Annotated in this window: 18 protein-coding genes; 7 read left to right on the top strand and 11 right to left on the bottom strand. The window is 65.9% G+C overall.

Going from position 1 to position 22,644, the window contains the following annotated elements; all coding sequences use genetic code 11:
• Positions 1-117: 117 nt before the first annotated feature.
• Positions 118-963 (top strand): squalene synthase HpnC, encoded by an 846-nt coding sequence (gene hpnC / locus BLU54_RS15795; RefSeq protein ID WP_091910474.1) that lies wholly within the window; start codon positions 118-120, stop codon positions 961-963.
• Between the two features lie 54 nt (positions 964-1,017).
• On the opposite strand, the gene BLU54_RS23400 is transcribed toward hpnC, so the two are convergent.
• The 8 genes from BLU54_RS23400 to tkt all read right to left on the bottom strand — a co-directional run bounded on the left by BLU54_RS23400 (position 1,018) and on the right by tkt (position 10,379).
• Positions 1,018-1,206 carry a hypothetical protein gene (locus tag BLU54_RS23400; RefSeq protein WP_139169721.1) on the bottom strand — a complete coding sequence of 63 codons (189 nt, stop codon included), beginning with the start codon at positions 1,204-1,206 and terminating at the stop codon, positions 1,018-1,020.
• Positions 1,207-1,699: 493 nt separating this feature from the next.
• Entirely contained in the window at positions 1,700-2,725 is a 1,026-nt protein-coding gene (locus BLU54_RS15790; protein WP_091910472.1) for a GGDEF domain-containing protein, read from the bottom strand.
• Complete coding sequence (locus tag BLU54_RS15785; RefSeq protein WP_091910470.1) at positions 2,715-3,128, bottom strand: SiaC family regulatory phosphoprotein; 414 nt, start codon at positions 3,126-3,128, stop codon at positions 2,715-2,717. Before BLU54_RS15785 ends, BLU54_RS15790 begins: the two co-directional genes overlap by 11 nt.
• A gap of 8 nt (positions 3,129-3,136) precedes the next feature.
• The gene (locus BLU54_RS15780; RefSeq protein ID WP_211435363.1) at positions 3,137-3,709 is read right to left on the bottom strand and encodes a SiaB family protein kinase; all 573 of its coding nucleotides are present in this window, start codon (positions 3,707-3,709) and stop codon (positions 3,137-3,139) included.
• Positions 3,706-5,865: a SpoIIE family protein phosphatase gene (locus tag BLU54_RS15775; RefSeq protein ID WP_170845177.1), complete on the bottom strand. Its 2,160-nt coding sequence runs from the start codon at positions 5,863-5,865 to the stop codon at positions 3,706-3,708. The genes BLU54_RS15780 and BLU54_RS15775 overlap by 4 nt, the downstream gene beginning before the upstream one ends.
• 265 nt (positions 5,866-6,130) lie before the next feature.
• A complete protein-coding gene (locus BLU54_RS15770; protein ID WP_235837985.1) occupies positions 6,131-6,925 on the bottom strand; it encodes a Cof-type HAD-IIB family hydrolase in 795 nt (264 codons plus the stop codon).
• 176 nt (positions 6,926-7,101) lie between these two features.
• Positions 7,102-8,103: a phosphogluconate dehydrogenase (NAD(+)-dependent, decarboxylating) gene (gnd, locus tag BLU54_RS15765; RefSeq protein WP_091910465.1), complete on the bottom strand. Its 1,002-nt coding sequence runs from the start codon at positions 8,101-8,103 to the stop codon at positions 7,102-7,104.
• A 92-nt stretch (positions 8,104-8,195) separates the two neighbouring features.
• Complete coding sequence (gene tkt, locus BLU54_RS15760) at positions 8,196-10,379, bottom strand: transketolase (protein WP_091910463.1); 2,184 nt, start codon at positions 10,377-10,379, stop codon at positions 8,196-8,198.
• 691 nt (positions 10,380-11,070) lie between these two features.
• Between tkt and BLU54_RS15755 the strand changes: the two genes are divergently transcribed.
• Positions 11,071-12,273 (top strand): MFS transporter, encoded by a 1,203-nt coding sequence (locus BLU54_RS15755; protein ID WP_235837984.1) that lies wholly within the window; start codon positions 11,071-11,073, stop codon positions 12,271-12,273.
• A gap of 185 nt (positions 12,274-12,458) precedes the next feature.
• Here the strand turns inward: BLU54_RS15755 and mdtD are convergent, their stop codons facing one another.
• Positions 12,459-13,862, bottom strand: coding sequence for a multidrug transporter subunit MdtD (gene mdtD / locus BLU54_RS15750; RefSeq protein ID WP_091910459.1), 1,404 nt, complete (start codon positions 13,860-13,862; stop codon positions 12,459-12,461).
• A 460-nt stretch (positions 13,863-14,322) separates the two neighbouring features.
• Between mdtD and BLU54_RS15745 the strand changes: the two genes are divergently transcribed.
• Positions 14,323-14,574, top strand: a complete 252-nt coding sequence (locus BLU54_RS15745) for a hypothetical protein (protein ID WP_139169720.1) — start codon at positions 14,323-14,325, stop codon at positions 14,572-14,574.
• A gap of 54 nt (positions 14,575-14,628) precedes the next feature.
• Here BLU54_RS15745 and BLU54_RS15740 read toward each other — a convergent pair whose 3' ends face one another.
• The gene (locus tag BLU54_RS15740) at positions 14,629-15,027 is read right to left on the bottom strand and encodes a hypothetical protein (protein ID WP_091910454.1); all 399 of its coding nucleotides are present in this window, start codon (positions 15,025-15,027) and stop codon (positions 14,629-14,631) included.
• Positions 15,028-16,231: 1,204 nt separating this feature from the next.
• Between BLU54_RS15740 and BLU54_RS15735 the strand changes: the two genes are divergently transcribed.
• Positions 16,232-19,588 carry an ATP-binding protein gene (locus BLU54_RS15735; protein WP_170845175.1) on the top strand — a complete coding sequence of 1,119 codons (3,357 nt, stop codon included), beginning with the start codon at positions 16,232-16,234 and terminating at the stop codon, positions 19,586-19,588.
• Positions 19,589-19,759: 171 nt separating this feature from the next.
• On the opposite strand, the gene BLU54_RS15730 is transcribed toward BLU54_RS15735, so the two are convergent.
• Positions 19,760-20,800 carry an asparaginase gene (locus BLU54_RS15730; RefSeq protein WP_091910448.1) on the bottom strand — a complete coding sequence of 347 codons (1,041 nt, stop codon included), beginning with the start codon at positions 20,798-20,800 and terminating at the stop codon, positions 19,760-19,762.
• 150 nt (positions 20,801-20,950) lie between these two features.
• On the opposite strand from BLU54_RS15730, the gene lexA reads away from it, so the two are divergent.
• The 3 genes from lexA (at position 20,951) to BLU54_RS23820 (ending at position 22,299) form a co-directional block, all read left to right on the top strand.
• Positions 20,951-21,598 carry a transcriptional repressor LexA gene (gene lexA, locus BLU54_RS15725; RefSeq protein WP_091910446.1) on the top strand — a complete coding sequence of 216 codons (648 nt, stop codon included), beginning with the start codon at positions 20,951-20,953 and terminating at the stop codon, positions 21,596-21,598.
• Between the two features lie 11 nt (positions 21,599-21,609).
• Positions 21,610-21,927, top strand: coding sequence for a hypothetical protein (locus BLU54_RS24270; RefSeq protein WP_091910445.1), 318 nt, complete (start codon positions 21,610-21,612; stop codon positions 21,925-21,927).
• A gap of 201 nt (positions 21,928-22,128) precedes the next feature.
• Positions 22,129-22,299: a hypothetical protein gene (locus tag BLU54_RS23820; protein ID WP_170845173.1), complete on the top strand. Its 171-nt coding sequence runs from the start codon at positions 22,129-22,131 to the stop codon at positions 22,297-22,299.
• Positions 22,300-22,644 lie beyond the last annotated feature (345 nt).

Raw genomic sequence — 22,644 nt, 5'->3', positions numbered from 1 at the left:
CGCGGCAATTATACCGGAGCGGCCCGATTCGACGGGCCCGCTGCCGACGCGGGTAGAATGCGCGGCGCGGCCCTCGACGGTTCGTCCGTGAGCCGTCTGATTACCAGGAATTGAGCGATGAGTGTCGATCACTACGAGAACTTTCCTGTCGCCAGCGTGCTGCTGCCCGCGCCGCTGCGACCGGCGGTCGTCACGCTCTACCGCTTCGCGCGCGGCGCGGACGATGCCGCCGACGAAGGCGAGGCAACGCCCGAGGCGCGGCACGCCGCACTGCAGTGTTACCGCGACGGTCTGGACGCCATCCGGGACGGCTGCGAGGCAAGCGCGGCGGTAACAGGGACGCTGGGCGCGCTGGCCCCGCTGTTCGCCCGGCTGGGACCGGTGGTGCGCGCGCATCGCCTGCCCTTGCAACCGTTCTACGATCTGCTGTCAGCGTTCGATCAGGATGTCGACGTGAAGCGCTACGCGGATTTCGCGGCGCTGCGCGACTACACGCGGCGCTCCGCCGACCCGGTCGGCCGGTTGATGCTCGCGCTGTTCGACGCCGCCACACCGCGCAACATCGCGGATTCGGACGCGATCTGCACCGCGCTACAGTTGATCAACTTCTGGCAGGATGTCGCGGTGGACTGGGCCAAGGGACGCGTGTATCTGCCGGCCGATGCGATGCACGCGCACGGCGTGACCGAGGCGCAACTGGCAGCGGGCGAGGTCGACGCGCGGCTGCGCGGCCTGCTCGGCGCGGAGATCGCGCGGGCGCGCACGATGATGTTGGCGGGCGCGCCATTGGCGCGGCGCCTGGGCGGACGTTTCGGCTTCGAGCTGCGCCTGGTCGTGCAAGGCGGCCTGCGGATCCTCGAAAAGATCGAGGCGAACGACTATGACGTGTTCCGCCGCCGTCCGACCCTCGGCCGGCGCGACGCGCCGATGATGCTGTGGCGGGCGTTGACGATGCGCGCTTGAGCCACGGCCCGCGCGCTTGCCGCGGCGCGGGCCGTCGCAGGCGCGGCCGCCCGCTCAGTTCAGCGTGCGCTTGCGTGCCGGTGTCGCATCGGCCTCCGCTTGCTGTCGTCGCAACCGTTCGCCGAGCCGTTCGAGCGCGGCGATCTGTCGATCGAGTGCGGCACCGAATGCGTCGCGGTCGCCGGGTTCGGCCCGGCTGCGACGCAGCAACATCAAAAGCGCGAGTTGTCGAGGTTGACGCATGATTTCACTCCGCAGTAACAGACGACGCCGCATCCTGGCTCGCGGGCACGGTCGCGCGGACTGGCGCGGCCGGCAGCGGCACGGACTGGCGTGGGACGGTCGCTGGAAGCGGTTGATACGCCGGGGTGCGCATTCGCCGGGGTCGTGATCCCGGTGTCCTGCGCGTTCGGCGAGCGGGTAGCCGCATCATCGACAGGCGATGGTGCCGACCACCTCGGAGGATACCGCCGGAGATCGCCGCCGCTGTCAGGGAACCGCCGCCCTGCACCGCCTCAGGCGTGCGGCGAGAGGCGCAAGGCGGGAGACCCCGGTACGGTCGGCAAGTGACCGATGTTCAGAGTGTAGGAAACTTCGCGGCGGGCCGCCAGTCCGGCCGCGTATCGGCTGCTGTCAGCAGCCGTCGGCGCATCTCACCCGGCATCATCGAATGCTGCCGGCGGCGGATGTGGACCGGCGCGGCCCGTCCGTGATTCGTGTCTGCTGCCGCGTCCGCTCAGCTGCGCGGCGTACGACGGCCCCGCGCGCGCCGACTATCCGGCGTCGCGGCGACGCTCGCCTGTGGGGCGGCGGAGTCGGCAACCAGCGGGGCAGGGCGTCGGGTTCGCTTCCGCGGCAGCACGGCCACCGGTGCGCTGAGCACGGCATCGATGGTCGGTATCGGCGGCGCCTGGCCTGCGTCCTCGGCCGGTGAGCGGCTGTCATGGAAGAACACGTAGCAGCCTCGGCCCGCGTATTTGGCGCGATAAAGCGCGGCATCGGCCCGTTCGAGCGACTGTTCGGTGGTTTCCGCAAGCGATCCGAGATGGCAGCCGATGCTCGCCGCAAGCGGATAGGTCTCGTCGCCGATCGTCAGGCGCAGCTCGCTGAAACCGCGCACCAGCTTCGCCGCGACCGCTTCGACACCGACCGCGTTGCAGTCGCCGATGAGCACCACGAATTCGTCGCCGCCCCATCGAACGCAGACGTCGCTGGCCCGCGTATGGGCACGCAAGGTGCCGGCCACCAGCAACAGCGCCTGATCCCCGGCCGCATGTCCAAGGCGATCGTTGATCGTCTTGAAACGATCGAGGTCGATCATCAACAGGCCGTAATGGCGACCACGCCCGCCCGGTCCGCGCAGCCGATCGCGGCATTGCTGCAGTTGCAGCATCAGCGCCGAGCGATTGCCGAGGCCGGTCAGCGCGTCGAGCGACGCACGAGCGTGCAGCAGCTTGTTCGTGCCCAGCACCTCAGCCTGCAGGCGATCGCTGATCCGCGCAATCTTGTCGATGCGCCGCACCAGCCCGAGATGCTGGGCCGCCAGCCATTCGAGTTCGGCAAGCAACGGGTGACCGGCATGCTCGGCACGGGCGCTTGCCAGGCGGGCCTGCAGCTGCGCCTCGCGGCCGTCGAGCGGCAGCACCGCGTGCGCGTCCGGCAGGCTGTCGGACGGGCCCTCGGCCGGGCCGTCGACATGAAGCGAGTGAACGGCCGGCGAATCCGGCAGCGCGTCGGCGTCCAGGGTAGGATCAGTCGGCATCGGCGGAGATCTCGAAGGGCAGGCTCAGTTCGTCGCGGAACTCCTCGGCGGCCTCGCGTACCCGCGGATTGTCGGCGTGGTGCCGCCACGCCACGGAAACCGCTTGGCCGCGCTGGTGGGCCGCTTCGCATTCGTCGAACAGGTCCATCAGACACTTGATGCTGCCCGTGTTGACGTAGCTCAGTTCCAATTCGATATGCAGGGGGCTCGTCTGTCGCGCCAGGTAGTGACGCACCCAGTCGATGATCGGCCGGTAGAATTCGGGGCTGTTCTCGGGATAGCTTTCGCCGCGCAGCGTGACGCGACCGGCGGTCGGGTCGAGCTTGACGCTCGGGGTCGCCTGCTGGGCTGCCAACTCGAGTGCGGGCAAGGCCGTGTCGCTGAACGAGAGTGTGGTCGGCATGCCTGCGCCTAGACGGTTGCGATGAGTTGGAAGTAGGCCGTGCGCTCCGGCAGCGACGCGTGCGTGGTGCCGTGTCGCACCTCGTAGCGCAGCGGCTGGCTCGACTTGCGCGCCATGTCGAGCAGACCCAGCCCCGCGTTGGTGCCGGTCTCGCCGCGCGCGGCACGCAGTTGCTCGCGATAGCGCTTGCGCAGCGCGGCGGCATCCAGCGACGCGAGGGCGTCGATGCGCGCCGTAAGGCCTTCCAGGTCCGCCTGCGCAACCGGATTGCCCGCCGTCACCACATAGCCACCATCGTCGGTGCGCGCCAGGGCCACCGTCGCGTGGTCGGCGCTGTCCGGTGCCGCGGCGCCATCGCGGGCAATCCACGTCCGCAGGTAGTTCCGGATGTTTTGCGTCTGCTCGATGTAGATCGAGAACACGTCATACAAGCGCCCGTCGTCCATGCGCTCGCGCTTCAGGTGGCGCCGGATCGCTTCGCCGATCTGCTCGATCACGGCCTGCGACAGCGGCCCGTCGAAGCACAGCAGCACCTTCTCGTGTGCCAGCGTTTGAGACAGCGTCCAGAGGTCGAGGCTCATGGTCGATCCATTGGTGAAGGGCCTTCGGAAGCGGCGGCGTGCGCCACGCCACGGGGGAGGGCAAAAAAGCCCAGCACAACCTGATCGTCGCGCTGCCGGGCGCCGCGCTGCGCGGCGTAGGCGGCAAGGGCCTCGGTCAGCGCGTCGGGCTGGACCGCGAACGGGCGATGCGCTTGCGACTGCAGCCACGCGGCGAAACGCGTCCGTCCAAAGCCGAAGCCGCGCTCGCCGCCCGGCTGGTCCAGGATGCCGTCGCTGCACAGGTAGAGCCGGTCGTCGGTCGCGACGTCGAAAGCATGCACCGCGGGCGGCGTCGGACGGCGGCGTCGGTAGCCGAGACCACCGCGCGCGCCATCGACGATGTCCAGACCGCCGTCCGGACGCAGCACGTGGCAGTCGATGCCGTAGCCACAGAATTCCGCCTGGCCGGCGTCCCCGTCCGCGACCGGCGCGACCGTGCCGAGACGGCAGACCGCGATGGCCACCCCGTGATCCGGCGCGTCGTCCGGCGCGTCCGCCGGGTTGAGCACGTCGCGCAACGCCGAGTCGATGCGGGCGACCGTGTCCGCCAGCGGCACGTCGCGACCCGCCGCGCGCAGCTCGCGCCGCACTACCTCGTAGGCGACCAGGCTGGTCAGCGCGCCCGGCACGCCGTGGCCGGTGCAGTCCGCGATGCCGACGTAGCGACAGCCGGCGCTTTCGACCACGAAGAAGAAGTCGCCACCGACTTCGTCGAGTGGCTGCCAATGCAACATCCAGTCGCCGAGCGTACGGCGCAGTGCCGCCGGCGAGGGCAGCACGCCGTGCTGCAACGCGCGGGCATAACGCAGCGAGGCGCGCATCGCGTCGCGTTCCGCCGCCAGCGCCTGGTTGGCATCGGCCAGCGCGGCCGTGCGCTGCGCCACACGCGATTCCAGGTTCGCCAGCGTGTCGCCGACGGTGCGCGCCATCGCGGCAAAATCGCCGGCCAGCCGGCCGAGTTCGTCATCGGTCCGGCCCGCGTCGTCGTTGATGTCGCGCAGGGCTTCGTGTTCCTGGCCGCTCGCGAACGCGCGCGTCGCGCCGGCCAGCCGCGCAACCCGCCGCAGCACGCGTGTCTCCAGCAGCCACGCCACCAGCGACAGGCCGAGCAGCAGCGCGGCCGCGAAGATCGCGAGAATCGGCACGAAGCGCGCATTGCCGGCAATTGCCTCGACGCGCACCGCGCTGATCACGAACCACTGCATCTCGGGCAGATAGGCAATGCCAAGCAGCCGCGGGCCATCCTGCGTTGCCACCGTCAGCGTGCGCACCTCGTCGGGCTGCGCGGTCGCGCGGCGCAGCGCCTCGCGCAGCCGGCTGCGGCTTGCGTCGTCGCGCATCGCGGCAAAGATCGTGTCGCTGGCGCGGCTGGCGGCCCCGGCCGCGCTGCCGAACGCAATCCGGCTCTGGTCGCGGGCGGCCTGGACCGCGCCGCTGGCGTTGATGATCAGATTGCCGACCGAGGCGTCGCCGGAATCGACGAAGCGGTTGATGAATTCGGTCAGGTCGACGCCGGTCCCGACCAGGCCGCGCCACTGGCCGCCCTGGCGCAGCGGCACGTTGATCCAGACCTTGGTGACCCGCAGGGCCTCGTCATGGTTGACGTTGATCTGGAACGGCGCGCTGCTTTCCCGCATGCGGAAATACCAGGCGTCGGCGGCGTTGCGGGCGTCCAGGCGGTAGCGCCGCTCCTGGCCGGTGAAGTGGCCGTCGCGGTCGTTGAAGTAATAGTCGAGCGATCCGTCGTTGATCAGGAAGAAACTGCCATCACGGAACGCGCGGCGGGCGCTGTCGAGCTCGGCCAGCCCGGCGGCTCGCTTGGCCGGGTCGCTTTCGTCGCTCGCCCACGCCAGCACGGCGGGCGAGTCGGCAAGTTGCTGCGCCAGCGCGATCTCGCGCAGCATCGGGGCGCGGATGCGTTCGCGCTCGTAGGCGGCCTGTCGTTGTGCGTACTCGATACCCAGGCCGCCGATCAGTCGATCCACCGCACTGCGGTAAGCCAGCCACGTGAGCGCGCCGACCAGCAGCAGAATCAGCGTGAACAGGACGAAGAAGCGGGTGCGCAGACTGGCGCCTGTGGCGGAACGCGTGTTGGACGCCGGGACGGCCGACGGCGGATCGAAGGCGACGGACAAGGTTCCGACTCTGTGCAAACCGTAACGGCATGCCATCGTCGTGCCCTTGTCTATCGAGGCAGCGCCGCGCATGGGCGTGAGCAATCGTGAGCGTCGTACTGACGACGCCCGAATGGTGTCCGGAAGCGGGGGCTTCCAGACGCATCCCCACATCGCTGGCTGGCGCGGCCTGGGCCGAACTGGGCCGAACCGGTCAGGCAGGCGTGGTCGGGACGCGGGGCATTATCTTTGTACAAAATCCGCCTGTAAAGGGCGGTCTTCGTGCCTAGGCAGTTTTATCGATGCCCAGCCAGCGTTCGATGGCCTTCGCGAAGCCATCGTCATCGTTGGCGGCAGTGACGTCGTCCGCGGCGGCCTGCACGTCCGGCGCCGCTTGACCCATGGCGACCGAAAGACCGGCGGCCTCGAACATCGGCACGTCGTTGGCCATGTCGCCCAGCACCGCGATACGGGAGCAGGGCAGGTTCAACTGCCGCGCCAGCCCATGTACCGCCTCCCCCTTGTTGGCCGCGGGGTCGGTCAGGTCGAGGTAGTATTTCTGCGACCGCGCAACGTTCAGCGTCGATCCGAAGCGTGTCCGAAGGCTGGCTTCGGAGCGCGCCAGCGCCTCGAAGTCGCGACTGACGCCAACGATCTTGTCGACTGCGTCGAGATCGTCGAAGCGCGCAACGACGGTCGGTCCGGTGCCGATCGTCCGGCTTTCGAGATCGATGTAAGGTCCGCTGGGATCGGTTACCCGCCACTCGCCGCGCGCGAAGACCCAGGCGTGGTGGCCGTGCGCGTCCAACGCGCGCAGCGCCTGCTTTGCCAATTCCGGCGCGATGTGCCGGGCGTGCAACACCGTTCGCAGATCCGGCGCGACCAGGGTACCGCCATTGAACGCGGCCAGAGGCGCATCCAGATGCAACTGCTTGACCAGACCGGCAAGCCCGACCGGCGGTCGGCTGCTGGCGAGCGTGAAGACGATGCCGGCGTCGCGTAGCGCCTGCACGGCAGCCACGGCTCGCGCCGTCACCTGTTTGTCCGGGGTGAGCAGCGTGCCGTCGATGTCCGAGATCACCGCGGCGATGCGGGCATCCGCAAAGCGCCGGGCGGGCGGTGTCGCGGACCGCGCGCCGGGCGCTGCCCCGTCAGCTTGACCGGCCCGCGGCGACGCAAGCGGCTGGCGCGACTGTTGTGACCGAGGCGATCGAGGTGACTGAGGTGACTGAGGCGACTGAGGCATTGCAGCGAGGCTCACTCGGCTTTCGGCGGCTGGCTATGGCCGGGAATTTCGATATGACCGCCGAATGCGAAGCGCATTGCCGACAACAGCCGCTCGCCAAAGGTGTTGTCCTGACGCGAGCGGAAGCGGGCGTACAGCGCGCTCGACAGTACCGGCGCCGCCACCGCCTGTTCGATGGCGGCCTCCACCGTCCAGCGTCCCTCGCCGCTGTCGGCGACCCTGCCGGAGTACTCGCTCAGCGTGCCGTTGTCGGCGAGTGCCGCGGCACTCAAGTCCAGCAGCCACGACGAGACGACGCTGCCGCGGCGCCAGACCTCGGCGATGTCGGCGACATTCAGGTCGAAGCGTTCATTCTCCGGCAGTTCCGTGGAAGACTTGCGCTCGAGAATTTCGAAACCCTCGGCATAGGCCTGCATCAAGCCGTATTCGATACCGTTGTGCACCATCTTCACGAAGTGGCCGGAGCCGGCCGGACCCGCGTGGATGTAGCCCTGTTCGGCGCGCGCGTCCAGCGACTCGCGTTTCGGCGTGCGCGGAATGTCGCCCGCGCCCGGCGCCAGCGAGCGGAAGATCGGGTCGAGCCGGTCGACCACCTCGGCCGGCCCGCCGATCATCATGCAGTAGCCGCGTTCCAGACCCCAGACGCCGCCGGAGGTGCCGACGTCGATATAGTCGATCTGTTTTTCACGCAAGGCGGCGGCACGCCGGATGTCGTCCTTGTAGTAGGTGTTGCCGCCATCGATGATGGTATCGCCAGGGGCCAGGCGCGCAGCGACATCCGCGATCGTCTGTTCGGTGATTGCGCCGGCCGGCAGCATGATCCAGACCGTGCGCGGGCCCTGCAGCGCTGTGACCAGGCCGTCGAGCGACTCGGCCGGGACCGCGCCTTCGCCGGCCAGGCCTTGCACCGTCTCGGCGGACCGGTCATAGACCACGCATTCGTGTCCGTCGCGCATCAGGCGACGCGCGATGTTGCCGCCCATCCGGCCAAGGCCGACGATTCCGATCTGCATGTGATGACTCCCGAGCGTGCCTTGCGCACGCGCCGTATTTGAATAGAGAGAAAGGGCGGGGCGTCGCCGCCCCGCCCGGTGGATGGCACCTATTATCCGCCGCGCGCGGCGCGCGTGCGTGCCGCCTGCTCGCGTGCGGCATCGGCCACCTTCTCCGCGGTGAAGCCGAAGTGCGAGGCGAGGTCCTTCAACGGCGCCGACGAACCGAAGGTATGCATCGCAATGCACGCGCCCTGGATGCCGGTGTAGCGATCCCAACCCAACGACGCGGCTTGTTCGATTGCGACCCGGCCGATGACCGACGACGGCAGGACAGACTCGCGGTACGTGGCGTCCTGGCGTTCAAACAGATCCCAGCTCGGCATCGACACCACGCGCGCGCGTACGCCTTCGGACTTCAGGGTCTCGAAGGCGCCGACCGCCAGCGAAAGCTCGCTGCCGGTGGCCATCAGGATGACATCGGGTTCGCCTTCGCAGTCGGCCAGCACATAGGCGCCACGACGCACGCCTTCGGCGCTGCCGTAGCGGCTGCGGTCGAGGGTCGGCATGGGCTGCCGCGACAGCACCAGGCAGGTCGGCAGGTGCGGCTGCGACAGCGCCACCCGCCATGCTTCGACCACCTCGTTCGCATCGCCCGGGCGCATTACCATCAGTCCAGGGATGGCGCGCAGCGACGCGAGATGCTCGACCGGCTGGTGGGTGGGGCCGTCCTCGCCGACACCGATCGAATCGTGGGTGAACACGAAGATCGATGGGATTTCCATCACCGCGGCGAGTCGGATCGGCGTGCGCATGTAGTCGCTGAACACGAGAAAGGTGGCGCCGTACGCGCGCAGCTTGCTCAGCGCCAGCCCGTTGACGATCGCGCCCATCGCGTGCTCGCGAATGCCAAAGTGGAAGTTGCGGCCCGACCTGTCTTTCGCAGCGAAGTCGCCCGCTCCGTCGAAGGTGAGGCGGGTTTTGGTCGACGGCGCCAGGTCGGCGGCTCCGCCCAGCAGCCAGGGCAGCCGCTGCGCGATTGCATTGAGTACCTTGCCCGATGATTCGCGCGTCGCCAATCCCTTTGCGTCTGCGTCGAAGGTCGGGATGTCGGCGTCCCAGCCCTCCGGCAGTTCGCGGCGCTGCATCTGGTCGAGTTCCTTCGCGAGGTCTGGATGGGCGGCACGATAGGCTTCGAACGCCGACTGCCATTGCTCGCGCGCGGCGCGGCCGCGCGCGCCGACGCCGTCGGCGAAATGCTGCAGGACGCCGTCCGGCACCAGGAACTTCGCATCCTCCGGCCAGCCGTACGCCCGCTTGGCCAGGCGCACCTCGTCTTCGCCCAGCGCTTCGCCGTGCGCGGCCGCGGTGTTCTGCTTGTGGGGAGCGCCATAGCCGATCAGGCTGTTGACGATGATCAGGGTCGGACGCGCGTCGCCGCCATCGCCGGCGTCGGCTGCCGTGCGGAATTCGGTGAACGCGCGGGTCAGAGCGTCGACGTCGTTCGCGTCGGTCACTTTCAGCACGCGCCAGCCATAGCCTTCGAAGCGGGTACCGACATCCTCATCGAACGCCAGTTCGGTATGCCCCTCGATGGTGATCGTGTTGCTGTCGTAGATCCAGCACAGGTTGGACAGGCGAAGATGGCCGGCGATCGAGGCGGCCTCTGACGAGATGCCTTCCATCATGTCGCCGTCGCCGCATAGCGCGTAGACCTTGTAGTCGAAGATCCGATGGTCCGGGCGGTTGTAGCGGGCCGCCAGCCAGCGCTGCGCCGCCGCCATGCCGACGCTGTTCGCGACACCCTGGCCGAGCGGGCCGGTCGTGGTCTCCACCCCGGACGTCAGACGGTACTCCGGGTGGCCCGGGCATTTGCTGTCGAGCTGGCGAAATCTCTTGATGTCGTCCAGGGAAACGGCCGGCTCTCCGAGCCGCTCGTATTTCCCGTTGACCGCCTTTACGCCGGTCAGATAGAGCAGGGAATAGAGCAGCATCGAAGCGTGGCCCACCGACAGCACGAAGCGATCGCGGTTGGGCCAGATCGGGTCGCTCGGATCGAAGTCAAGGAAGCGCTGCCACAGCGTGTAAGCGACCGGCGCGAGCGCCATCGGCGTGCCAGGATGCCCGGAGTTGGCCGCCTGCACCGCATCGATGGACAAGGTACGGATGGTATTGATCGCCAACTGCTCGATGTCCTTATCGGCGATCTTGCCGGCGATCTTGCCGGCGTTATCACCGGCGTTCTCACCGGCGCCGGCGGCATTTGCCCGCGTCTGCTCACTTGCTTGGTCTTGCATGTTCGACTCCTAGGTTGATGACGGCCGCGGTGTGGCGCTGCGTGAAAGGCACGCGGCTTGGCGGAACGATGCCGTCGCTGCAAGCGCGCGCATTCCGCCGCTGGCGAGTAATAGCTTCCAGGCTCTCCGCGTTGCAGTCGCGGCGGGGCCGAACCGGCAGCACATACCCAAGACAATCCAGTGCATCGGGTGCATGCCGACCGACTCGCCCCGGTGCGTGACAGCGCATCGCCGCTCCCGCTCGAACGATGGCGGCTGCCGACGCTCCGCCAGCCAGCACGCCGCCCGATATGACGAAAATCGTCGCGAGGCCAGGTTCCTTCGTCGCTTGGGCAAGCAAACTGTATTCCGGTTGCGTGGCGCCTGAAGGTACGACACGGCTTTCGGCATATGCCCGAAAGCCGGCTGAAAGCGCAGCAGCATGTCGCTGGCCGGCCGTCTGTTGCATCGCGGACACATTTCCTCAAAGCCACTTGCAATACGGGAAAACGTGCATATAATTCGAACCGTCTCCTCCACCTTCTCCTTGGTGGATTCAGGCCCGGACCGATGGTCCGGGCTCTTTTTTTTGTAGTGCGCTGCCTAGGCAATCGTCAATCGTATCTCGCGGCGCCGTGTCGACGGGCTTCGACGCGCACGGCGGGTCGGACAGACGCTTGAGCAGGCGTTACACAGCCGCTGCCTGTCCGCGATGAGTGCTTCTTCCCCCGTCCAGTCGCGTCGCCCCGTCGACCTGCAGATCCTCCCAGTCGTCTTCTTCACCTTCGTCTGCTATCTGGCGGTCGGCCTGCCGATCGCCGTGCTGCCGGCGTGGATCATCGATTCGCTCGGGTACAGCCCGTTCGTCGCCGGCACGATCATGAGCGCGCAGTATGTCGCGACGCTGCTGAGCCGTCCGGTGACCGGTCGGGTGATCGATCTGCGCGGACCGAAGCACGCCACCCTCAGCGGTCTGATTGCCTGCGTGGCCAGTGCCGCGACCTATGCGGTGGCCTTCGCATGTCCGCTGCCCGGGCTGGCGCTGGCCCTGCTCGTCGCTGCCCGCCTGCTGCTAGGCGTGGGCGAGAGCATGGTGGCAACCGGCGCGATCACCTGGGGCATCGGCGTGGTGGGCGCTTCGAATACCGCGAAGGTGATCTCATGGAACGGCATTGCGACCTACAGCGCACTGGCCGTGGCGGCGCCATTGGGCGTGGCGATTGCCGGCGGACACGGTTTCGTCGCACTGGCGCTGCTGAGTGGCGGCGTGGCGGTGATCGCGACGTTTGTCGCCTTCCGCAAGGCGCCCGTGGCCGTCGCGACCGGTGAACGACTGCCTTATCACCGCGTGATCGGCCAGGTGGCGCCGCACGGTCTGGTGCTGGCGCTCGGTTCGGCGGGGTTTGGGGTGCTGGCGACCTTCGTCACCCTGTTCTTCGCCAGCCGCAATTGGACCGGTGCCGCCACATCGCTGTCCGTGTTCGGCATCTGCTTCATTTCAGTACGATTGTTGTTCGCGCACACGGTGCGGCGCCATGGTGGGTTGCGGGTGGCGCTGGTTTCGATGGCGCTGGAGGCGCTCGGTCTTCTGTTGCTGACGGCTGCGCCGTCGCCGTTCATCGCACTGCTCGCCAGCGGGCTGGCCGGCAGCGGTTTTTCGCTGGTCTTCCCGGCGCTCGGTGTCGAGGCCGTCAAGCATGTGCCGCCGGCCAGCCGCGGTTCCGCCATCGGCGCGTACTCGGCATTTCTCGATCTTTCGTTGGCGCTGACGAGCCCGCTCGCCGGGCTGCTGGCGCGGCGCTTGGGCTATGGATCGATCTTCGTTGCGACGGGGATTGGTTGCGTGCTGGGTGCCATGCTGGTGACCATCCTGTTGCGTCGCGAGCATCGTGCGGCTCGACGCGGCGTCGTCTGAACAAGGCACGCGCGATCGGCGGCAGCGGAAGTGGGGCAGGTAGAACGGACGGCGCCGGCGGTGGGCATGTTGCGGGGATGGCGCCGCCCACCGGTGCGGATGGCGCGATGCCAGCCGCATCAGTCAGCCGCATCAGTCAGGCGCATCGGTCAGCCGCATCAGTCAGGCACTTACCGGTAAGCCGCTTACATCTCGCCCGCTTCGCCATCGTGCCTGCCGCGCCGGACCTCGCGAGCGAGCTGCGCAAAAATCCACGAGGACGCGCAGGTGATCAGGCCCACGGACACGAAAGTCTCATGAAACACCGGCAGCGAACCGCGGCCACTCGCGGACATCGCGCCGAAGGCCGCCAGCAGGGCGCCCGCCACGGTGACGCCCAGGCTCATCGCCAGCATCTGCACCATCGAGAACAGGCTGTTGCCACTGCTCGCGCCGGCGCCGGCTAGGTCCTTCAGCGTCAGGGTGTTCATCGCGCTGAATTGCAGCGAGTTCACCGCGCCGAAGAACGCCACCTGCGCAATCCTCAGCCAGGTCGGCTGCTCCGACGAAATCAGCGCAAAGCTGGCCATCGCGGCGCCCACCAGGATGGTATTGACGATCAGCACGTTGCGATAGCCAAAGCGGGTAATCAGCATCGGCACCGCCCGCTTGGTCGCCATCCCGGCCGCCGCAGCCGGCAGCATGATCAGGCCGGCCTGCATTGGCGTGTAGTCGAGGCTCACCTGCAGCAGCAATGGGATCAGGTAGGGCATCGCACCGCTGCCGATGCGGGCGAACAGATTGCCCAACAGCCCGACGCTATACGTATGGATGCGGAACAGGGACAGCGGGAAGATCGGGGCGGGCGCACGAGTCGCATGCAGTCCATATGCGACGAAGCTTGCCAGGCTGACGATCAGCAGGACCAGGACCGCCGCGTGGTTGAGGCCGTGGGCGGCGATATTCTCCAGCGACAAGGAGAAGCCGGCCATACCGACCGCCAGCAGCACGTAACCTTTCGCGTCGAAGCGTTTCACCTCGCTGCGCGCATCCGGCATGGCAAACCACGTTGCGATACAGCCGGCGATGCCCACTGGAACGTTGATCAGGAAGATCCAGTGCCACGACGAGACTTCGACAAGCCAGCCCCCAAGCGTCGGGCCGATCAACGGACCGACCAGACCTGGGATCGCGACGAAACTCAAGGCCCGTACATAATCCTCGGGCGGGAAGGTTCGCAACACAGCCAGTCGGCCGACCGGCAGCAGCATTGCGCCGCCCACGCCCTGTACGACGCGCGAGCTGGCCAGTTGCACCAGGGTCTGGGAACTCGCGCATCCGATCGATCCGAGAACGAAGAGGGCGATCGCCGTTGCGAAGATCTGTCGCGTACCGAAGCGGTCAGCCAACCATCCCGAGGCTGGGATCACGATGGCCATCGTCAGCGAGTAGGCGATGACCACCGACTGCATGCGCAGCGGGCTTTCGCCCAGGCTGCGGGCCATCGACGGAAGGGCGGTGTTGACGATGGTGGTATCCAGGGTCTGCATGAAGAACCCGGTAGCCACCAGCCATAGCATGGCGGAAAGATGACGAGGAGACGCGGACATTCGGTCGGTTTCGACGTTGAGAACGGCAATGTAAGACGGTCCGAAGCGCGCCGCGTTGGCACTTCGAGAGGCAGAACCGGCAGCCACGCTGTTCAGTATAACCAGCGACCCTTGAAGCCGTCGCAAGAAGTCTGGCGTTCGCGATCATCTCAAAAACATATACTGAATACTGACATAGTAAAAAGCACAAAAACAATGTTCTCGTTCATGAATGCCAAAGGCACTTCGCCACCAGTTAAGACTTGCAAGGTGGGTCAAGACAGGCCTGTTCTTTGCTATCGGCGAACACTTCGGCCGACATCGAATTACCCGCTCGGTCGAGGGATGCGTTAAGTCTCGTATTAATCTATCGACGTCATTAATCTGAGCAGGCGACAACCGACAAGACAGAGCGCGGCAAAATTGGTTCTCAGCTCGGATTCGCAGCCCATTGCGAGCAGGCGAGCAAGCAGGAGAAATGATGACTAAAAAAACGCTTGAAGAGTGCCATTTAATCGAGGCCAACCGTCACTTGGACGAGGCGCGCAAACGCATTGCCGAATTGAGCGCGCAGTATGAGCGACGATCGCCGGCTGCCGGCCAGCGGGAGGACGCACAGCGCCTGCTGCACATTCTCACTGAATGCATGCAGACGATGAACAAACATCGCGCATTGATTGAACGCGAGGTTGTGGCGCAGCGGCCTTCAAATGAGGAGGCGGGCGGCAGCTAGCCGAGGTGGACTTCGAAGCGTCTCGGTCTTGGCCGGCCGTCGCACGGGCGCCGGTTAAGTCACGCGCTGCGCTCCCGCTCCTTCGGGGGCCTTTAGGTGATGCGTCAAAGCATCGGGCAACTCGCGCTCTCTGGCATTAATCGCGCGTGCATCGAGGCGACCCAGCGAGTAACCCTGGCGACCGCCAAGGTTTCGGCATCGATTTGTCGCGAATCGGCGCAATTCGCCCAGGAGCGAAATATCAGGGGCGTGGCGCATGAACTGGCACTGGCGCCAGCAATAGCGAGGCTGAAGCGCGGACGTCATGTAAAGCCCGGCCTTTATTGCCTGATTCTCCATTATCGGGAATTCGGCTGCGTCGCAGACTAAACGTTCCTGATCGACTACGAGAATCGCCGCTGCGCCGAGCAGCGTACCGCTCAGCGCTGCAATTTCACGCACCGCCAGCGGCATTGCTCGCTGCAGCAGCGCGGACTCCGGTAACAAGGAACGCAGCAGACTGGCTCGGACGCAAGCGTGAGACTGCGGCGCCGATGCTTGGGCATATCCCGTCAGGCTGGCGAAATGCACGATGGAATGCGACTGTGGCGATGGGATCGGGGCGCGCAGCGGCGCTTACCGCCGAATCGCGCAAGTGTCGGCGGTCCGAAGCCGACAGCCGGCGATCGCTGATCGATGGTTCGTCCGAACGCAGGACGGCGACCGCATGGTAGCGAGCGCGAAAACATGCCTGAAAAACAGGTAGCCAAGCGCGGCGGAGGAAACACGGCGAGCGCAGCGTGGATGGATCAGCGACAGCGCCAGCAGATGCGACTGGCGGGCAGCGATCGTGGGAGTTCGTGTCGCGTCGGCGTTCGTGACAAATGGCTGCGTGTCCTGGCGTGAACTGACGCGACATCATTTATCAGCAGCCCATCGCAACGCCGCCTCGAACTCGATAATTACTCTTATGTTAAATGCAGTAGAATTGTAGTCGTTCGGGCGCGCCATGCGGTGCCCTGCACGCTGCCTGAGAGCCCGATTTTCGGCGATAGGCGTTCAGGGTTCGGCCATCCAGCTGTGGCTGCCTTCGCGCTTCGACGCAAGCACAGATGCGATTTGTCTAATCCATCGTTTCGAATTGCAAACTCAGCGGCAAGCTGGCATGCGCGGCTTGTACCATGCGTGCACCGCCTTCAAGGCGATTCGTATTAATCCTCGCGTCGTCCAAGTCCCCTCGATTCGCGCCATCCGCGCACGCCGGTCCAGGAGGTTCATGCGGCGCGCTTTCACGGCGCGGCGCCTTGCCGCCCGTTCGCAGTTTAGTGGCGGCTCAATGCCTGATGCGTGTACTCCTCGGGTTCGCCCGAAAACTTACTTCATCCAGCCATTGCCCCGGCTGGTGCTGATCGCTGCGGTGTGGATTGTCATCGCAGAAAACGATGCCTGGGCGGTGCCCAGCTACGGGCGGAATTCGGGTATTGAAGCGTTGCCATGCGTGGGACGTGCATGCGCTGGCAACGACGAAGCGTTTCCCGAAGTCCTGCGCGACGGGCGCTCTGGACCGCATGCCCAGGCCTCTGGAAGCGAAGCCACACATGCGACGCACCATGCCTACTCGGCAACAACGGCTTCCGACGATCGTCCAGATTTTTTCCCGCCCGCGGTCGAAGAACGGTTGACGGACGACGAACGCGCATGGATCGCCGCGCATCCGCTGGTCCGCATCGGCGTGCCGCGCGCGTTTGCACCGATTGCCTACCGGGATCGCGAAGGCCGTCTCGCCGGCGTACTTGCTTCGCTGCTCGACATGGTCGCGCGGCGGACCGGACTGTCTTTCGAACCTGTGTTCGAAGCCGGCCTGCGGCGTGCCGGCGAGGCAATCACGCGACGTGAAGCGGCGATGGCCCTGGTCACTTTCCCGGTCGGTGATGAACCCGCGTCCGCCCATCTCACGCTGCCATTTTTTCGCTCCCGCCTGGCCCTGGTTGCACGTCGCAGTGTGGACCACGGCAGCGCCTCCAAGGTCAGGCCGCGTCGCATCGCGGTGATCGATGCGCTATGGCAGAGCCCGCAGTCGGGCAGTGATCGTTGGGCGACGCACGATCTGGCGGCGATGGACAGCGCGGACCCTCGGCCCGCCGCGCAACGCGAGCCCCAGGTAATGCTCACGGTGACCGAAACGCCGGCGGCGCTGGCCGCGATCGCGGCGGGCCGGGCCGATGCCGCATTACTGTATCAGCCGGTTGCACGCTATGTGGTTTTCCATCGCTATCGCGACGATCTGCACTTCGTCGGTGCGATCGGACCACGGATCGCGGCCTACTTCTTGGTCGGCGACGAACACGCGGCACTGTGCGGCATCATCAACAAGGCGCTGCGCACGATTCCGCCGCAGACGATCGAAAGCCTAGCATCGCAATGGACCTACACCCTGCCCGTCGAGAGTGGGCGCGGCGCGTCGACAATGCCGACGGCCATCGTCGTCGCCGGCGTCGTGCTGCTGGCGACGCTGATCTATAACGTTCGACTTTGGCAGCGGATGCGGGTCCGGCAGCACACCGCCCGCGCCCTGCGCCGCCGTCTCGCGTTCCTGTTCAGACTGGTCGACGCCAATCCCCATTCGATCTATTTTTGCGATGCTGACGGCCGCCTGCGCGAGTGCAACCGCGCGTTCTGCGAGGCCTTGGGCAGGCGCAAGTCGGAATTGGTCGGACGGCGACTCGACGACATGCATTTCTTCTCCGAGGCGACGCGCAGTACGCTGGCACGCGCGGAGGAACAAATTCGGCGCGGCAGCGACCGCTATGTCGAGGAGGTGACGGTCTGCCTGAACGGCATATCAAGGACCGGACTGCATTGGGCCGCGCCGCTTCACGGCAAAGGCGCCGTCGCGTCCCCGCCCTATGCTGGCGTGATCGGGGGCTGGATCGATCTCACCGAGCAGAAGCGCCTGCAGGACGCGCTGCGTGTAGCCCGCGATGAAGCGCGGGCAGCGGACCGTGCGAAAACCATGTTCCTCGCGACGATGAGCCACGAAGTCAGAACACCGATGAATATAGTCATCGGCATGCTCGAGCTCATCGGCCGCAGTGCCGACCCCGAAGCCGTACGTCACGCCGAACTGGCCCGCGAGGCGGCCACTGCGCTACTGAAGCTGCTGAACGACATCCTTGAAGTGTCGAGGGCCGAATGCGGTGAGATGCCGTTCGACGCCCAGGTTGGCAATTTGGCCGACACGCTGCGCGCCGCAACCGCCCTCTTTCAAACGCCCGCGCGCGCAAGGGGCCTGGCGTTGACGTTTTCAGCGGACGACGCGCTGCCTGCCGCGCTGCGCTTTGATCCTTCACGGATTCGACAGATCGCCTACAACCTGGTCGGGAACGCCATCAAGTTTACCGACGCAGGCCGGGTCGATGTCGAAGTAAGGCTATTGCGCTGCACCGCGGAGTTCTGTCTGATCGAGATGCGAGTCTCCGACACGGGCATCGGCATGGATCCCGCAACGCTGCGCGACGTGTTCGAACCGTTCCGCCAAGGGGGCGCCGGCACCTACCGCCGTTATGGCGGAAGTGGCATGGGGCTGGCCATCTGCCAACGTATCGTCTCGGCTATGCAAGGTCGAATTACGCTCGAAAGCGAAACAGGCACCGGCACGCGCGCGGCGGTCATCGTTCCGATGGCGAGGCCCCTGCCGCCCTCTTCCCCCGCGCCCTTCCCGGCCGCTGCTGCAATCCCGCTTCCGATCGGCACCGCCGAATCGAATCGACAGCACGTCGACGCTGCGGGTTCGGCGCGCAGCGCCGCTGCCCACGAGGATCGCGCCGACGGCGGGGACGCCTTGCCTGCCGCTCCCGGTGCTGACGTGGTTCAAACGGCAAGCGCGCCCTGCGCAGTCGATGCGCTTGCCGACCGGCCAGACGACGCCGAGGCCAGCGATGGTTTCGTCCAGCGCCCGGCGCCGCACCAGTCACTGCGCACCGTCGGGGGCAACAAGTCCATCAACCGCTCGGAAGCGGCGCCGCCCTCGCATCCAACAGAATCGAACGCCCTTCCCGCAGTGATCCACCTCGCGCCGGGTGCCACGGTCCTCGCCGTCGACGACCACCCGGCGAACCGGGTGCTGCTCACCACCCAACTGCGCCGGCTCGGCTTCAATGCATGTGCCGCTGAAAGCGGTGAGCAGGCGCTGGTCGTCGTGGCCAGCCGCTCGATCGATGCCGTGCTGACCGACTGTTCGATGCGCGGCATCGATGGGTTCTCGCTCGCCGTGAAGATCGGCGCGCTCTGCGATGCACCGGTGATCGGCTACAGCGCCGATCCGTCGGATGCCTGTCTGGCACGCTGCCTACGCGCCGGCATGACGGGCTGTCTCGTGAAGCCGGTCGGCTTGAACGAATTGGCGGCATGCCTTGGCGTCTCGGACGAGCGGCGCGATCGTGATGCGCCCGCCGGTCCGCTAGCGCGCGTGCAGGTTGAGCCCGACGGAATCGCGGTTGCGGAAGTCATTGGAGGCGATCAGGCCGTATCGACCAAGCGGCGCACTCACGTCGTGCCAAGCCAGGCGCCCGGCGGATTCGACGGCGACCCGGATGGTGCCGGCCATTGTACGGACACGGGCGTCGGTAGCGGGAACGCAGGCGCCGCGCCGCTCTCGGAGAGTGAGACGGACGCCCGGCTGTTCGACCATCTCCTCATTCTGGCCAACCATGAGGCAACGACCGCACGGGCGCTGTTGAGCCTTTTCATCGAGGGGCTTCGACAGACCCGGGACACCATCGCAAGTGGCGACTTCGCCGGCATGCGGCAGCATGCGCATCGCAACAAGGGGCCGGCTGCAATGCTGCGCATGGACGACTTCGTCGCGGCGTGCGACGCGTTGACCGCGTGCCCGGGGGCGGAGATCGCCGAACGCGCGCTGCAGACATATCTTCACGCAGTCGAGGCGTGCGAGCGGCGCCTGCAACCGCTGCAAGCCAGGCTGGACGCGCTCGGCGTCGCGCCAGCCGATGCAGCGGCCGACCCGCAAGAATAGCCTCGATAGCCGCATCAGCCGCAATGTGGGCAACGAGCGCCATATGCGCCATATGCGCCATATGCGCTATACGCGCAGTACGCGAAAGAGCCGTCCATCACGTAGTTGCCGTGAACGCGTCCGCACCTGTTCCGCAATCGACCTGGCTTGTCGTTGTGGTCCCGCCCGGAATCAATAATGGGCGAAAGCGTCGCGGCAAGCCTGGGGATCAGCCGGGTGCGCCGTAAGGGCGACGGTCAACAGCACTCGCGCCTTCCACACGCTCAGGGTGCCCGAGGGAATGAAATGGGCGTCGAGCGCGTCGCCCGTTACGCGAGGATGGCTGATACGAGACGATTGTACGATCACCACACCGGCCTCGGCCGCCTTCAGCAGCGGCCGCAGCAATGCCTGGTGGATCGATCCGCCTCCGGTGCCGGCAACGACGATGCCTGGCACGCCAGCGGCGATGGCGGCCTCGACCTGCAAGCCGGTCACGCCCGCGTAACTCGACACGATTTCCACTCGCGCAAGCGCCGACGCGTCCCAATCAGCACGGAGCGGCGCATAGGCGCTGTTCACCGTATGCCGTTTCTCTGCATCGCGCAGCGCATCGACACGTCCATCCTGTACCCAACCCAGTACGCCCCGTTCACCGCTCGAAAATGCGTCCACCGCGTAGCTCGACGTCTTCGCGATATCACGCGCCCCGAAGATCCGGTGCCCGAAGGCGATAAGCACGCCTTTCCCGCTCGCCGACGGCGACACGGCCACCGTGACCGCGTCGAGCAGGTTCAGTGGCCCATCCGCCGACAATGCGGTCGCCGGACGCATGGCGGCGGTAAAGACCACCGGCTTTCGGGTCGCTATGGTGAGGTTCAACCAGTAAGCGGTTTCTTCAAGCGTATCGGTGCCATGCGTAACCACGATTCCATCGACGTCGGCCCTGTCGACGTGATGCTGTACCCGCCGGGCCAGCGCGAGCCACGTAGTGTGATCCATGTCCTTGCTGTCCAGCGCCGCTACCTGCTCGGCCTCGACCTCCGCCAAGCGCCCGAGCATCGGCACCGCGGCAAGCAATTGCTGGATTGGCAATGCGCCAGCCGCATAGCCAGTGGTCTGTGCGGCGTCGCCCGCCGCACCGGCAATGGTGCCACCGGTGCCGACCACCACGATACGCGGGCGTCGGGACGCGGTCGGCGCGTCGGAAAAGGGGACGGTATCGGTTCTCATGGCGCGCATTGTAGCCGAGCGCTTCGGCCCGCAACGCTTCTCCCGGATGGTCGAACAGACGCTGCTCGCCCTGACTTGCTTAAAAAATTCCGCTTGCATACAGTACCGATACTGTATAAAAATACAGATGTGATCACACGGAGGCGGAAGATGGTGAAGTTGACGGCACGGCAGCAACAGGTGCTCGACCTTGTGAAAAGGGCAATCGAGACGTCCGGTTTCCCGCCGACGCGCGCGGAGATTGCCGCGGAGCTTGGGTTCAGCTCAGCCAATGCCGCAGAGGAGCACCTACGCGCCTTGGCGCGCAAGGGTGTGATCGAAATGACGCGCGGCGCATCGCGCGGCATCCGCCTGGTCCGGTCGGCCGATGACAACGATCGACTCGGCGACGTGCCGTTGGAGTTGCTGGGTCTGTCCCTTCCGCTGGTCGGACGGGTCGCCGCAGGCAGCCCAATTCTTGCCCAGGAACAGGTATTGCGAAACTACCGGTGCGATCAGTCGATGTTTGCTAATCGCCCCGATTATCTCCTGCAGGTTCGCGGGATGAGCATGCGGGACGCGGGAATCCTCGATGGCGATCTGCTGGCAGTCCAGCGGCGCACCGAGGCGAAGGACGGCGAAATCATAGTCGCGCGGCTTGGGGATGAAGTCACCGTAAAACGGTTGAAGCGCTTACCCAGCGGTGTGGAATTGATAGCCGAGAACCCCGAGTACCCGAATATCGTGGTTGAAGAAGGCAAGGCGGATTTTGCGTTAGAAGGTATCGCGGTCGGACTGATTCGTCCGACTCAATTCTGAGGAGCGTGATCATGGCAATTTCGATTCGACTGGCAGCAACCGGCAACACGACGAAGCAAAACAACGATGCCCGCAGCGAGGGATACAGTGCAACGTCGGTCAAACGCGCGCTGGGCGGCCAGTTGCTGAAGATGGTTGCGCGCCCGCGAGTGGAGAATGCTCTGAGCCGCCGTCCTGCGGTCCGTTCGATGACGTTTGCGCCGAATGTTCGCGTGTACCGCGGCCCTTCGCGTACGACGATGGTCGGGACCTTCGCAGCGGTGTGCAGCATGCTCGATCGATGTGTTGCTGAAGACGAAGCTGGCCATCGCGTTGCGTCTGCCATCTAAGGTAGCTATCGCTGGATAGGATGCTACCGCTATCGCTACGCGACGTCGCCGTGGGACCTCAGGAAAGATATCGGCTGATAGGCGCACTGCTCCCAGCTGATCGGCAAGACGACGTAGGCATAAGGCTTGCATCGTTTTCTTTCGAACAGGATTTGATTCGCTTGATATCGTATCAATCTTTTCGATTGGAGAGGAGCCCTTATGAAAGACGATAAACCCCAAGACGGAACTGCGCAGCCGGCAGTGCCGGTCGCTGAACATAGCGACAACGAAAAAAGCTTGTTGCCCGAGCGTGACGACGCCGACAAGAAGCGCGCACCGAATGACAATCCGCCAGAGACCAGCACAGAGAAAGAGCCACCAGTCGGCTGACGGCGGCTGAGCGGTCGCAGCGGATCCTCTGCTTCTCAATGCAGTGCGAGAACACCCCTACCCAGCGCTTTGAAGCGGTGCGACCGCTTGTGTAGGCCAATGCGCCGCAATACGTATAGTGACCAGCACGAATATTGTCTCGGTCCTTACGTTCCCGCCACCGATGTTCCTATTTTTCCGCTTTTTCCGCTTGTGCGGATTGGCGCGACGCGTGGTGGTTTCCCGACAGCGCTTCTCACGTGTCGCACAGGCGCCATCTAAAGTCACGACTCATTTCCAGGACCGCTTCAACGCACGTCGTATCGCTGGACCAGTATCTTTCGCAGCACTGCTGCGCTACATATG

The sequence above is a fragment of the Chitinasiproducens palmae genome, from assembly GCF_900095735.1.
In the GTDB taxonomy this organism is placed as follows: Bacteria; Pseudomonadota; Gammaproteobacteria; order Burkholderiales; family Burkholderiaceae; genus Chitinasiproducens; species Chitinasiproducens palmae.
Note: the sequence above shows the minus strand (reverse complement) of the source record. Positions and strands in the feature narration are given on the sequence as shown.

What these genes read in the sequence shown, in the direction of transcription:
- BLU54_RS15740 (WP_091910454.1), bottom strand. Translation starts at nt 15,027, where the DNA reads ATGCCGCTGGCGGTGCGTGAAATTGCAGCGCTGAGCGGTACGCTGCTC.
- gnd (WP_091910465.1), bottom strand. Translation starts at nt 8,103, where the DNA reads ATGCAGATCGGAATCGTCGGCCTTGGCCGGATGGGCGGCAACATCGCG.
- BLU54_RS23400 (WP_139169721.1), bottom strand. Translation starts at nt 1,206, where the DNA reads ATGCGTCAACCTCGACAACTCGCGCTTTTGATGTTGCTGCGTCGCAGC.
- BLU54_RS24270 (WP_091910445.1), top strand. Translation starts at nt 21,610, where the DNA reads ATGGCAATTTCGATTCGACTGGCAGCAACCGGCAACACGACGAAGCAA.
- hpnC (WP_091910474.1), top strand. Translation starts at nt 118, where the DNA reads ATGAGTGTCGATCACTACGAGAACTTTCCTGTCGCCAGCGTGCTGCTG.
- BLU54_RS15790 (WP_091910472.1), bottom strand. Translation starts at nt 2,725, where the DNA reads ATGCCGACTGATCCTACCCTGGACGCCGACGCGCTGCCGGATTCGCCG.
- tkt (WP_091910463.1), bottom strand. Translation starts at nt 10,379, where the DNA reads ATGCAAGACCAAGCAAGTGAGCAGACGCGGGCAAATGCCGCCGGCGCC.
- BLU54_RS15755 (WP_235837984.1), top strand. Translation starts at nt 11,071, where the DNA reads ATGAGTGCTTCTTCCCCCGTCCAGTCGCGTCGCCCCGTCGACCTGCAG.
- BLU54_RS23820 (WP_170845173.1), top strand. Translation starts at nt 22,129, where the DNA reads ATGAAAGACGATAAACCCCAAGACGGAACTGCGCAGCCGGCAGTGCCG.
- BLU54_RS15785 (WP_091910470.1), bottom strand. Translation starts at nt 3,128, where the DNA reads ATGCCGACCACACTCTCGTTCAGCGACACGGCCTTGCCCGCACTCGAG.
- BLU54_RS15780 (WP_211435363.1), bottom strand. Translation starts at nt 3,709, where the DNA reads ATGAGCCTCGACCTCTGGACGCTGTCTCAAACGCTGGCACACGAGAAG.
- mdtD (WP_091910459.1), bottom strand. Translation starts at nt 13,862, where the DNA reads ATGTCCGCGTCTCCTCGTCATCTTTCCGCCATGCTATGGCTGGTGGCT.
- BLU54_RS15745 (WP_139169720.1), top strand. Translation starts at nt 14,323, where the DNA reads ATGACTAAAAAAACGCTTGAAGAGTGCCATTTAATCGAGGCCAACCGT.
- BLU54_RS15730 (WP_091910448.1), bottom strand. Translation starts at nt 20,800, where the DNA reads ATGAGAACCGATACCGTCCCCTTTTCCGACGCGCCGACCGCGTCCCGA.
- lexA (WP_091910446.1), top strand. Translation starts at nt 20,951, where the DNA reads ATGGTGAAGTTGACGGCACGGCAGCAACAGGTGCTCGACCTTGTGAAA.